The sequence below is a fragment of the Moraxella sp. CTOTU49803 genome (genome assembly GCF_032097965.1).
Taxonomy (GTDB): Bacteria; Pseudomonadota; Gammaproteobacteria; order Pseudomonadales; family Moraxellaceae; genus Faucicola; species Faucicola tetraodonis.
Window position 1 is genome coordinate 79,960 of record NZ_DAMCJP010000006.1, and the last position, 13,345, is coordinate 93,304.

Annotated in this window: 10 protein-coding genes; 4 read left to right on the top strand and 6 right to left on the bottom strand. The window is 44.8% G+C overall.

The genetic code is table 11. The features are described from left to right. Positions 1–66 precede the first annotated feature (66 nt). Positions 67–936, bottom strand: a complete 870-nt coding sequence (gene murI / locus RT422_RS08000) for a glutamate racemase (RefSeq protein ID WP_313421935.1) — start codon at positions 934–936, stop codon at positions 67–69. Positions 937–1,125: 189 nt separating this feature from the next. Then, positions 1,126–1,833 (bottom strand): DUF1285 domain-containing protein, encoded by a 708-nt coding sequence (locus tag RT422_RS08005; RefSeq protein ID WP_313421936.1) that lies wholly within the window; start codon positions 1,831–1,833, stop codon positions 1,126–1,128. 548 nt (positions 1,834–2,381) lie between these two features. Between RT422_RS08005 and RT422_RS08010 the strand changes: the two genes are divergently transcribed. Further along, positions 2,382–4,043: an electron transfer flavoprotein-ubiquinone oxidoreductase gene (locus RT422_RS08010; RefSeq protein WP_313421938.1), complete on the top strand. Its 1,662-nt coding sequence runs from the start codon at positions 2,382–2,384 to the stop codon at positions 4,041–4,043. 60 nt (positions 4,044–4,103) lie between these two features. On the opposite strand, the gene RT422_RS08015 is transcribed toward RT422_RS08010, so the two are convergent. The 3 genes from RT422_RS08015 to recG all read right to left on the bottom strand — a co-directional run bounded on the left by RT422_RS08015 (position 4,104) and on the right by recG (position 8,728). Then, a complete protein-coding gene (locus RT422_RS08015) occupies positions 4,104–5,921 on the bottom strand; it encodes an alkaline phosphatase D family protein (protein ID WP_313421939.1) in 1,818 nt (605 codons plus the stop codon). Between the two features lie 265 nt (positions 5,922–6,186). Continuing rightward, entirely contained in the window at positions 6,187–6,366 is a 180-nt protein-coding gene (locus tag RT422_RS08020; protein ID WP_282842130.1) for a hypothetical protein, read from the bottom strand. A 208-nt stretch (positions 6,367–6,574) separates the two neighbouring features. Then, complete coding sequence (gene recG, locus RT422_RS08025; protein WP_313421940.1) at positions 6,575–8,728, bottom strand: ATP-dependent DNA helicase RecG; 2,154 nt, start codon at positions 8,726–8,728, stop codon at positions 6,575–6,577. 97 nt (positions 8,729–8,825) lie between these two features. Between recG and RT422_RS08030 the strand changes: the two genes are divergently transcribed. Together RT422_RS08030 and RT422_RS08035 are read left to right on the top strand one after the other, a co-directional pair. Beyond that, positions 8,826–9,911 (top strand): NYN domain-containing protein, encoded by a 1,086-nt coding sequence (locus RT422_RS08030; RefSeq protein ID WP_313421941.1) that lies wholly within the window; start codon positions 8,826–8,828, stop codon positions 9,909–9,911. A 7-nt stretch (positions 9,912–9,918) separates the two neighbouring features. Continuing rightward, on the top strand, positions 9,919–10,815 hold the full coding sequence (locus tag RT422_RS08035) for a patatin-like phospholipase family protein (protein ID WP_309596474.1): 897 nt from the start codon (positions 9,919–9,921) through the stop codon (positions 10,813–10,815). Positions 10,816–10,880: 65 nt separating this feature from the next. On the opposite strand, the gene RT422_RS08040 is transcribed toward RT422_RS08035, so the two are convergent. Then, entirely contained in the window at positions 10,881–11,414 is a 534-nt protein-coding gene (locus RT422_RS08040) for a hypothetical protein (protein WP_284034955.1), read from the bottom strand. A 500-nt stretch (positions 11,415–11,914) separates the two neighbouring features. On the opposite strand from RT422_RS08040, the gene argA reads away from it, so the two are divergent. Beyond that, a complete protein-coding gene (gene argA, locus RT422_RS08045; RefSeq protein ID WP_284034987.1) occupies positions 11,915–13,273 on the top strand; it encodes an amino-acid N-acetyltransferase in 1,359 nt (452 codons plus the stop codon). The last annotated feature ends 72 nt before the right edge of the window (positions 13,274–13,345 follow it).

Sequence of the window (13,345 nt, forward strand, 5' to 3'; positions counted from 1 at the left end):
CAATCGTTAAAAGCTAAATCGTTAAAAACTAAAAGGGTAAAAAGCCATGCTGACTAATCAACAAGCTCAATACACTGCACCATGTTGAGTCACACACAAGGTAAAAAAATCAATCCCCAACTCTGGCAAAAATCGCTGCAACAAACGCGTTGCCGCCTGCTCAGTAGTGGGCAAGTTGGCAGTGGCATAAAACTGTAACCGTGGTCGCTCTTTATGAGAGGCAAGCTGATTGGCTTGCTCAAGCAAATCATGCACGCGTTTGGCAATGGCATCCCCCGAATCAATCAATGCCACTTGCCCCATAGCTTGATGGGTTATAAGCTCATCGATACGCTGTGCCAAATAGGCTTTAAAAAAAGGAAAATGGGTACAGCCCAGTACCAGTTGGTCTACCTTTTTAGCCTGTAACTCACCTAGCAAGTGATCTAAATCAGTCACGGCTGGGTGATGGCTTGGCATACCCAATTCTACCCAAGGCACTAAGCTGCTAAAGCTATATTTGTGGACAGTCACTTGCTGCGGTTTGGCGACTTGTTCAATAACTTCATTGAGTAAATACCCGTGCAAGGTCGCTGGGGTTGCCAACACCGCGACTTGCTTGGTCGTCGACTGCATCACCGCAGGTTTTAATGCGGGGACTAAACCGACAATCGGTACTTGAGGATACTGCCGCCTTGCCGCCTGTAATCCATGCGCAGAGGCACTATTGCAAGCTATCACAATAAGTTTACAGCCTTGCGAATGTAGCCATGCCACGGCCTGCAAGGTAAGCTCACGAATCTCTGCTTCACTGCGTGAGCCATACGGTACGTGCAGGGTATCGGCAAGATAGATATAACGTTCAAATGGCAAGCGCCGCTGCAAATGGGTCAATACCGACAATCCGCCCAACCCAGAATCAAATACGCCTATCGGCGCGCTTGCCAAATCTACCATAGCCTAATCAGTCCAACTCGCAGGGTGTTGCTATTTTAAACCGCAAAATAATCGCCTACCCATAAAACAGACCACTATCTTATACCAATTTTTAGACGCTCACTACAAAAAAATGCGGGGCCGAATTTGACAGCCCATTCGTCACTTTACTTGCTCAAAACTTATCAACAGTTTGCTTAACGCTGAGACTTATGCGCTCATGGTCAAGGTAAAAATGCTATCACCACTGTGCAAAATCAATGACGTACCCTCTTCACCCTCTACCAACTCACCCAGTTCAATCAAATGGTAAAACACATTGCGATGAATGAGTCCGTATAGCGCTGAGTCACCATTTTGCCGCACCAACAGATAAGGCTGGCTGGCTTGTTTTTGCTGTAAGCCAACATCATGCGGGCTAGCATGGGTAAATGGCAGACCCAAACGGATCGGATGCTGCTCGTCAGCAATCACCACATCGCCTTGCGTGGTGGTGAACTGCAACACCGGTTTGCTAGTGTCACCAAATTGCTTGGTAATGACGTCCACTTGATTGACTAGCAGTGGCGCGTCTTCTACTTGAATTTGCCATTTCTCAACAGGGGTTTTTAAAAAATACTCAACGTGGTGGTTGTCATCAACCTCTGACCATAACACTTTGGCAAACAGATCAATGAGTAGCTGCCGGGTGATTTGACTGCCTTCATGCCACCACTCGCCATTGGCTTTGACCACCACATCCATCGTACCGCTGATTTTGGGTTGCCATTTTTCAAGCGGTGGAATTTGGCGCGTCGGATGATTTGCGGTTGCTACTGCTTGCGAAGTAACCGATTGCTCGATTTGTTGGCTTAGCTCGCCTATATCAAAGCTAGTATCAAAACTGGGTTTAGACGCTACAGTATCATTATTAGTCATTTTCTGGCTCGTATTATGGTAGTTTTTATTTAGATTAGGATTTAGAGTATTGTATGGTTTTATAAATGCCATGATGCGCTGTGTTGACATCACTTTGTGGTACATAGTAGTCAATTCAACGCTGGGTTTCAAATAGTCGCTGTTAGTACCTGTGTCGATTTATTGTATATAAAGGTGACAGATAGCATAAGACAAGTCAGATTGGATGCGATAAATTAAGCCCGGCAGTCATTTTCTCCTACAAAAATATTAGGTAGTTAAACAGTTAATCTATTATACTAAGTAGTATTTTTTCTGAATTCATATAACGATTCATTATATGTTAAAATCAAGAAAGCCATTGATAACATTGCCAGCCTGCGCCAGCAATTATTTGATGAACTGATAATCAAAGGCTAACCTTCCCAATCACTAGCCTTGTAAAAATCATCGTGATACGACTTATGATAGGCTGTCAGATATAAGCTGAAGAACCGCATTGGGTTAAACAATGCGCGCAAGGTTAAGTAAGTTGTCATCACTGAATTTTATTTTTCTAAGGAGTTTGTATGCAAGACATCGAACGCGAGCAAATGGAGTTTGACGTAGTTATCGTGGGTGGCGGACCTTCAGGTCTATCTGCGGCAATTCGTCTACGTCAACTTGCCATTGCTGCTGGCAATCCTGATTTTAGCGTGTGTATCGTTGAGAAAGGGTCAGAATTTGGTGCCCATATCTTATCAGGTGCGGTCATGGAGCCTAATGCACTGACTGAACTGATTCCTGATTGGAAAGAAAAAGGTGCGCCCGTTCGCGTGCAAACCAAAGGTGACCGCGTCTATATGCTCAAAAATGAGACCAAATACCGCGAATTGCCAGAAAAAATCGTCCCAAGTTTGATGCACAACCACGGCAACTACATTATCTCATTAGGTAACCTTGTACGTTGGTTAGCCACCCAAGCCGAAGAGCTTGAAGTGATGATGTTCCCAGGTTTTTCTGCTGCTGAAATTCTCTACAACGAAGATGGTTCTGTTCGTGGCGTATTGACGGGTGACATGGGCGTCAATGCCGAAGGTCAACCAAAATCAGGCTATGAGCCAGGCTATGAGCTACTGGCAAAATACACTATTTTTGCTGAAGGTTGCCGTGGTCACTTAGGTAAACGCTTAATCAGCCGTTTTAACCTATCAGAAGGCAAAGACCCACAGCATTACGGTATTGGCTTAAAAGAGCTTTGGGAAATTGACCCTGCCAAACACCAAGAAGGCATGGTGCTGCACGGTTCAGGTTGGCCACTTAGCGAGACGCATAGTAACGGTGGTTGGTGGTTATACTTCGATGAAAATAACCAAGTGTCATTTGGTATGGTGATTGACTTGTCTTATCACAACCCTTACCTATCGCCATTTGATGAGTTACAACGCTTAAAAACCCACCCGCTCATTCGCAATATTTTAGAAGGCGGTAAACGCTTATCTTACGGTGCGCGTGCCTTGACCAAAGGCGGTTTAAACTCATTACCAAAACTATATTTTGCCGGTGGTGTATTAGTGGGTGACGATGCAGGTTTCCTAAACCCAGCAAAAATCAAAGGTACTCATACCGCTATCAAATCAGGTATGTTAGCCGCTGAAGCCGTGTATGAAGCGATTGCGGCTGGTCGTCAACATGACGAAGTGCCAACCTATGAGCAAAAATTCAAAGCATCATGGCTCTACAACGACATGTACCAAGCGCGTAACTTCGCAAATGCGATGCACCGCATGGGTATCTGGATGGGCGGTGCCTTCAACTTCCTAGAGCAAAATATATTTAAGGGTAAAATGCCTCTGACTATTCGTGACAGAATGCCAGACTACGATGTGCTTGAGCGCGCAGACCACGCTTATATCCCTGAGTATCCAAAGCCCGATGGTAAGCTGACCTTTGATAAATTATCTTCCGTATTTATCTCCAATACCAACCACGCTGAAGATCAACCTTCTCACCTAAAATTAACCGATCCAGAGGTGCCAATTAAGCGTAACCTCAAAATCTTTGCTGAGCCCGCACAGCGTTACTGCCCAGCAGGGGTATATGAAGTGGTGCAAAGTGACAGCGGCGCAAAATTTGTAATCAACTCACAAAACTGTGTGCACTGTAAAACTTGTGATATCAAAGACCCCTCACAAAACATCACGTGGGTCACGCCAGAAGGCGGTGGTGGTCCAAACTACCCAAATATGTAATGATGTATCAAAAAAAGCCGCTAAGTTAGCGGCTTTTTTATTGGGTTTTGTCAAAGCTGTCTAAACTAAAAAAGGCTCACCCACTTTGACACGCATGGTTTTACCAACACTGCTTGTATAGGTGGGCTTGGTGATATCGCTGACAAACACCCAGTCGCTGGTGCATTGCTCAGGGGTGACTATCACAATCATATAACCGCGCTGAGAAGTGTCGCACCATTTTAACGTACCACCTTTGACTAGCATGGGTAGCCCCAGTGCTAACTGTTTTGGGTCAACTGTTGCTAAGTATTCTTCAAAACCTGGCGACGTCACTGATTGTACCGCAAACTCCACCCCAACGGGTTCGCCTTTGACATTGACTAGATTATTTGCCCAAGCGTTATGGGTATCGCCTGCCAATACCACTAAGTTTTTTTGCATAGCGTTGGCAATACCATAAATCATCTCGCGTGCCACCGCGTAACCATCCCACGCATCTAGGTTATAAGGGATGAATGGGGCTTGCTGCAACTGTTGTACCACACTCTGCTCTTGCGGCGTCAAGGTAGTTGGCGCGGTCTGCGCTTTTTGCATTAGGGTCATGTAAGTGACGGCATCTACGCCCAAAGCAGGGTTCATAAAGTTGAGCAGTACGGGGGCAGGAATAAACATCTGCCCCATCACCACTTGCTGACCCAGAATTTGCCAAGTGGACTTTGACGCTTGCAATTGACCTGCTAGCCAGTTTTGTTGTGGCAAACCAATCAATTGGCGGCTGGTATCTTGCATTGCTGCGGTGAATTTTGCGCTATCTAAAGTGAGCTGACCATTGGCGTCTTTAATTAAAAAATTATTGTAATCTAGCTGTTTGTCCCGGGCAATAACACGGGTGTCTAGCATATGCAGACTGAGTAAATTACCAAAATCAAAACTACGATAAATTTGCGTCATCACACTATTACGCGTGGGCATCCATTCATGATAGGCTTTCATGGCGTCCATTTTGCGCTGATTCCAGTCGCCTTCATTAGATTGGTGATTTTCGGCACCTTCTTTGAAGGTGTCATTACTAATCTCATGGTCGTCCCATACCGCAATCATTGGCATGGCGGCATGTACAGCTTGCAAATCTTTATCGGTACGATATTGGGCATAGCGCAAGCGATAGCCAGTAATGGTGAGCAATTCTTCCATTGGAATGACTTCACGATTGAGCTGTGCGGCCTGGCTTGAAGCATAGGCAGGCACCGTTTTACCTTGGTCATCGATGGTATGACGACCATATTCATAGATATAATCACCTAAGTGCAGCAGCACATCGACATCGCTACGCTTGGCAATATCGGCATACGCGTGAAAATAGCCTGCAGGATAGTTTGAACAGCTCACCACCGCAAGTTTTACTTGATTGACATTCGTGACAGGTAGGGTTTTGGTTTTGCCAATCGGACTGGTGACACCACCACATATAAATCGATAGAAGTAAGACGTATTCGGCTGTAAACCCGTGGCATCCACTTTGACCGTATAATCTTGCCCACCGTTTGTTTTGCTCGTGCCTTTATGGATGATGGTGTTAAACGTATTATCACTGGCAATTTGCCACTCGACATCAAGGCTGCTGCCACTGCTCACCGGTGTCACCCGAGTCCATAAAATCACTTTGTCAGCAAGCGGGTCACCACTGGCTACGCCATGTAAAAAACTAACCTGCGCTGTGTTATCATTATCATCATTGTCATTATTACAGCCCATCAGCATCATCGATGCACCTGCGGCAGTCGCAAGCGAGGTAGATTGTAAAAAACGACGACGGTTGATAGCTGGGGTTGATGGCTGGGTGTCTTTAAGCAAATTGTGGATAGGAGAATTTTGCTCAGCGGGTTGGTCAGTCATGGGATTTCCTCAAGGTTAGGCAAAGCCACAATATGAAAAGTCAAATTGTGATAAGTCAAATTGTAATAAAAAGATACGCTATCGCTAGGAAACATTAGCTGACTAAGGTGACAACCGTATGACGATTGAATGAACAATTTACGGCAAATTTTAGCCAATAAAAAAGCTGACCGAAGTCAGCTTTTGTGCAGTCAAAAATTTATGTAATAAAACATTCAGGCAATAAAACTAGGCATAAAACCTAGTCGCTTATCAAGACTAGTAGCTAGATACCCACGGCCGTTTTGAATGCCGCTTCATCAAAATCGTCACCATGGGTCACAACGATGGTGCCATTAGGGTTAACATTGACAAACTTGACCCCTTTGATGTCTTCGGTTTTTTTGATGATTTCATCCGCATGCGCTTTGTCTGCGATAGGTACATCATATTTGGTTTGTGGCATAACATATATCCTTAAAATATTGATAATTCTAAATTAATAACCGTGATATTGCCCCATGTATAAAAAATCAACTAAAACCAATAGCCATGCAAGTGTACATTCATCCATCAGTCATATGGCATAAAATAACAAAAAATTGCGGATGTGAATAGGCGCTTTATCCGTAAAAACAACGCTTTATCAGAATTTAAGCCTCTACTATGGGCTTTCATGCGTTAATGTATTTGATGGCATCGGGTGTCCAATGGCTGATATACTGCTGCACTTGTGATTTGCGATTTTCATCAGCAATTAGGTACTTAGCAATCGCTTGCGCCACGATTAGCAAGCTTTCATCTCTCGCTAGGTCACTGACATAGTAGCTATCAAACCCTGTCTGCCGTTTACCCAAAAGCTCCCCTGCACCGCGCAGTTCCAAATCTTTTTGCGCAATCACAAAGCCATCATTGCTATCTCGTAGCACATTGAGGCGCTCGATACCCGTTTCTGACAATGGTGTTTGATATAGCAATACGCAAAAGCTTTTTTGGGTGCCACGCCCCACGCGTCCGCGTAGCTGGTGCAATTGCGATAACCCTAATCGCTCAGCATTTTCAATCACCATCAGCGAAGCATTGGGCACATCGACCCCGACTTCAATCACGGTGGTAGCCACCAACAAAGCGGTTTTACCCGCTTTAAAATCCGCCATGACCGCTTGTTTGTCATTCGGTTTCATTTTGCCATGCACCAAGCCAATGTTGAGATTGAGCCTGTCATTCAAATCAGCATAGGTCGCTTCAGCGGCTTGCGCATCAAGCACGGTAGACTCTTCGACCAGTGGGCACACCCAGTAAGCTTGTTTGCCTTGCTCGCAGTTGGCAGCGATACGTTCAATCACTTCATCGCGTCGGTCACGGCTTATGGTGACAGTGGTGATGGGGGTGCGGTTGGGCGGCAGTTCATCAATGATGGACGTATCCATATCACCAAATGCACTCATCGCAAGGGTACGCGGTATGGGTGTGGCTGTCATAATCAGTTGATGCGGTGTGGTATGCGCCAAGCCTTTATCTACTAGCGCCATTCGCTGCTCCACCCCAAAACGGTGCTGCTCATCGATAATCACCAAGCCCAACTTGGCAAAATTGACATGCTCTTGAAATAGCGCATGCGTACCGACCACGATTTGCACCTCGTTGTCTTGTACTTGTTGCAAGGCTTTTTCACGCGCTTTGGCTGTTTGTTTGCCCGCCAGCCAACCCACACCGATGCCAAGCGGTTCAAACCAACTTTTAAAGTTATTAAGATGTTGCTCCGCCAAAATCTCTGTCGGTGCCATTACCGCCACTTGCCAGCCGCTATCAAGCGCATAGCACGCCGCCAAAGCTGCTACCAAGGTTTTGCCTGCGCCAACATCGCCTTGCACGAGTCGCAGCATGGGCACTGACGTTGACAAATCTTTGACGATTTCCGCCACGACCCGATTTTGGGCATGGGTCGGGGTAAAAGGTAAATTGGCTAACAGCCGATTGGCAAGCTCGCTTGTGGCATCGCAGCGCGGTGCTTTGTGCTGATAAAGCTGTTGTTTGCGATACAGTAGACTCAGCTGGTGCGCGAGCATTTCTTCGATAATGAGCCGCTGACACGTCGGATGGGTGCGGTTTTTTAACGCCTCTAATACCAACATTTGCTTTTTCAAATCGGTATAAATCGGTGGCTGATGGATAAAGCTAATGGCTTCTAGCAAGCTAAATTCCCCAAATGGGTTGTGGCTACCTGCCAGTAACGGAAACTGCTTACTGAGCGCATTTTGTACGATTTGCCACTCAGTGTCACTGATAGTAGCCATCACAGGATTGGCTTGTTTAACCGTTTGCAGCGCAAGTCGAATCAAGCTACGCAGTTTATTTTGATGCAAGTTTTTGACCGTTGGATAAACAGGTATCAGCCCTGTATTGGTCAGGGGTTGATGTCCAGTAATAATTTCATATTCAGGGTGGCTGATTTGGGTGCCATACTTACTGATACTGATTTCGCCAAATACACGCAAGGTATTGCCCACTGCCATGGTTTCGGTCAATCCATGATAGACTTTGAAAAAGCGTAATGTTGTTTGTGCTGTCCTATCTTGCAATGTCACGCTCAGGCCCATCTTTTTGTTGTCGACGCGGACAACGGTGCCTTGTAGCAATGCCGATTGTCCATCGACGACATCACACATGTTGACCAGTCGGCTGCGATCCTCATAATCACGCGGCAAATGTAGCAACAAATCAAACACGCGCTCAATACCAAGTTGGTCAAGCTGTTCAGCGATTTTGCTACCCACGCCAGCGAGCGCAGTAACAGGGAGGTTAAAGATGTCAGGTTTTAGCGTCATATTATAAAGTTAGCTTATCCGCCTATAATAAAAATAGCATGAAAAAACACCAAATTAAGTTAGAATACATAGCGACACAATTTACGCTTTATAACCGATGAACTCAACAAATTTATCATTTAATAATATTGCTGTTTTGATTGATGGCGATAATATCAATGCAAAAAATATTGAAAGTATTCTAGCTAAGGTCAGTACCCTTGGCACAATCGCCTGCAAGCGAATTTATGGCGACTTTAAACAAGGCAAACTAACAACTTGGGATGATATATCACTAAAGTTATTACTTGAACAAGTGCATATTCCCGCCTATGTTAAAGGTAAAAATGCGACTGATATCGCCTTAGCTATTGATGCCGTTGACTTATCTTATCTTGATTACGACTGTTTTTGTATTGTCTCATCAGACAGTGACTTTAGCATATTAGCCAAAAACTTACGTACTAAAGGCAAGAAAGTTTTTGGCTTTGGCAAATCGACTACTGTAGAGTCGTTTAAAGTCGCTTGCGATGATTATTTTGTAATGGATGATACGATACCGCCAGAGCCAAGCAATAGCGCGACCAAACCAACCCCAAGTCAACAATTAACTGATACATCTTTTACTCAAAAGCTGGCTATGAATGAAAGCCCATCTGAGCCGCCTATCGCTCGCGTAATGCCGCAGCAACTAAAACAAGACACAGCTTTATTAAATGCCTGTCGGCAAAGTATCCAACATCATCGACAAAATAATGGTTGGTCAAATTTTTCCAACGTTGTCAGTTATTTAAATAGCGATTACCCGAAAATTTCGCCCAAAAATTACGGTTATAGTAAGTGGCGCAGCTTGTTTAATCAGATAGATTTATTTGAAACCCAAATGCAAAACAATCTGTTAATGATTCGACAAAAACCGAGTCAAAATAAGATAAAAAATCTACCAACCGATGCGACCACGCTAACTCAAGAGCAAAAATTGCTCGATGATATTTATGAGATTTTCGCCAAACCCATAATCAAAAAATTATTGACTAAAAACCAAGGTTGGCTACATATGGGACAGTTTGGCAGCGAGCTTAAGAGTAAAGGCTATAACCCCACTCAATTTGGGGTTAAAAATTTTACCCAATTGGCAGAAAATATTGCCATTTTAAAAGTTAAAAGACAACCCAGTGTCATTATGATTGCTCTACGTACTTAGGCTTGCTATGAAACCGCTTTCTTTTTTTGCCCTGATAACTACTAGCATTTGTTTTACGGTTACCGCCTGCACCCAAACGCCAGTGATACCCACCCAACCTATAAAACCATCTGCTAAACCATCAATAAAACCCAAAATCGCCCTTGTATTAGGCGGTGGCGGTGCCAAAGGTTTTGCTCATGTCGGCGTCATCAAGGTACTGGAAAAAAATGGCATCACCCCCGACTTAATCGTCGGTACCAGTAGCGGCAGTCTAGTCGGTAGTTTATATGCCAGTGGCAAGTCCGCTAGCGAACTTGAAGACATCGCAACCCATGTTAGCAATAATGAATTGCTCGATTATAGCTGGAGCAAACAAGGCTTTATCGAAGGTATCAAATTACAAAACTGGGTCAATACCCAAGTCGATAATAAACCGATTGAAAAACTCCCCATCCGTTTTGCCACTGTCGCCACCGATTTAACCACCAAGCAAAAAGCCGTCTTTGATAAAGGCAATACCGGTCTTGCGGTGCGTGCGTCCAGTAGCGTGTATGGCGTTTTTGTACCGCCACGTATCAACAATAAACGCTATGGCGATGGCGGTCTGACAAGCCTTGTGCCTGTGCAAACTGCCAAACAGATGGGCGCAGATATTATCATCGCGGTAGATGTCTCAAGCCCGCCAAAAAACAGTCATCCGCAGGATTTTTGGGCGCTACTGGATAAGACATTTGCCGTCATCCCCAATCAAGCAAACGCTGCTGAAATTAAATTAGCGGACGTGGTGATACGCCCGGCCGTTGGTGATATTGGCACGACCAATACCGTAGCCAGAGAGGCGACGATAAAAGCAGGGGAAGTCGCAACCTTAGCAAAGCTCAGCGATATTGAGCAAAAAATCGGCAAGTTTCAAAAATTTTAACTAAAAAAACCGCTCAATCATTGAGCGGTTTTATCCGTTGAGCCCTTCTAGGCATTGAGCGCTTATTATTTTACTTTTAAACGATATTTCACCATCGCTACTTCATTAAGACCCAAACCTGGTACATCCCACTGTATGGCTTTATAGTAAGCCATCGGTAAGTTCTGTAGCACGCCATTCATGTTGGTTTTTAGTGGCATATATTGAAAATTGGCACCGTCCATACTACCAAACGCACGGGTTGGCTCTACATCGCTCGTGCTCACTAATTCCATATTGGCTGGAATATTCATGGTCACTTTCATGTTGCGGATTCGGTCAGGGCTGTTATTGGTTAAGTAGCCGCGATATTCTACGACGTTGCCTGGTGCAAGGCGCGTTTGTGCATTGATGGGGCTTAACACTTCTTGACCTTGTGGATCCTGACCAACAACAGAGGCTAAAATGCGGGTTTGAACTTGACCAGCAGCGGGGGCTGAGATAGGTGCTGCTTGACTATTATCAACAGGGTCTAATGCCACCGTTGGTAGCACAGCCATTGCGGCGGCTGATGCCCCAAGTGAGGCGGTCATTAGCGCGAATACTGAAAGCTTTTGCATGAATATTCTCCATTAAATCATGATTTTTAAATGTTCAAAATTGTTGTGTCAGCAGGTGTTAGCGTATTCTCTTTTTTTGGCAGGTTGGCATACACCGCTGATTGGATGGTCAAATAGGTTAAGGCTCGACTATAGATTAGCATAACAAACTTTACAATTTAACTCACTAGCAAGTTGAAAGTTGCGGGATGAATTTACTAAATACAAACAGCGCAGCCAAAATCAGTAAGATTAGCTATTGTATTTTGTAAGGTTTATTGATAGCCTTATCGTTAGTCTCTGAGCGATGCGCGCAATCACGCTGTTAAACTTACATGTATGTTTAATTAAAAGAGACAAAAACTTTATCGTGCGCTATTTGTACGTCTACTTTTTTTATCATGTCTACTGTTATCATGCCAACTTTAACCGACACTTCAGCAAGTTTTACCCAGGGCAATGCACCGCTTGCCGATGGCGAAACGATGACTGATAATGACCCTATACTTGCCTATCACGCTATGATTGATTTACCCAATACTGCCCAACAAAATGCCGCTGCCACAACCCCTGCTTATGTTACCCCGCCTTATGTATTATGGTTTCGTAACTTTGCGCCCTATATCAATACTCATCGTGGCAAGACCTTTGTCATTATGTTCAATGGCGAAGCGGTCAATCACGACAATTTTAGCCATTTGATTCATGATTTTGCGCTGCTGCATAGTCTTGGCATTAAGCTCGTACTCGTCCACGGTGCGCGTCCGCAAATTGATGCCAATCTTGCCGAGAATCATATCGAAACACCGATGGCAGATGATGTGCGCATCACCACAAAAGAAGCCATGCCGTACATCCTAAAAGCCGTTGGCTCAATTCGCCTGCAAATTGAAGCGCAGCTATCGATGGGACTTGCTAACTCGCCGATGTATGGCTCTCGTATTGATGCCATCTCAGGCAACTTCGTCACCGCCCGTCCTTACGGTATCCGTAATGGCATCGATTATCAATTTACTGGGGAAGTACGCGCGATTGATGCCGAAGCCATCCACAACAATTTAATCCATGATCATGTGGTGATTTTGGGTAGTATGGGCTATTCTGCAACAGGCGAAGTATTTAACCTATTGGCTGAAGATGTGGCGCTACAAGCGGCGATTAGCCTAAAAGCGGATAAATTAATTTTCTTGGGTGAGCAAACAGGTATCTATAAAGATGGCACTCACCTGCTTAAAGAAATGATTCCGCATGAGGTGACACGCTTCTTACGTGATGTTCCTGAAAGCTCAGAAATCGCGCGTTTCTTACGGGCGGCCAGCGATGCTTGTCAATATGGTATTCACCGCACCCATATTATCTCCTATGCCAAAGATGGTGCACTGCTTGAAGAGTTATTTACCCGTGATGGTTCAGGGACGCTAATCTCCCATGACCCGTATGAAGAAATTCGCCGTGCCGACATCGACGATGTGGTAGGTTTAATTGAGTTACTAGAGCCACTCGAAGAACAAGGTATTTTGGTCCGTCGTTCACGTGAGCGTTTAGAGAGCGATATCGAAAACTTTAGCGTGATTGAGCGTGATGGTATGGTATTAGGCTGCGCAGCTTTATACCCACTCAACGACCAAACCGCGGAAGTGGCTTGTGTGGCTGTCCATCCCGATTATCGTAATGGTAGCCGTGGCGCAGATTTGATAGCATTCTTAGAGCAACAAGCGCGTAGCCGTGGCATCCATGAACTCTATGTCTTGACTACTCGCACCGCACATTGGTTTGTCGAGCATGGGTTTATGGAAGTCCCTGCTGAATCGCTACCGGCTGACCGCTATGCGTTTTATGACAATACTCGCAACTCTAAAGTATTAAAAAAGCTGCTTTAAAGGTACGATTTTCAAGCCAGCATATAAAAAACGCTCAATAGGAATATGAGCGTTTTTTTATAGCCAACTGGA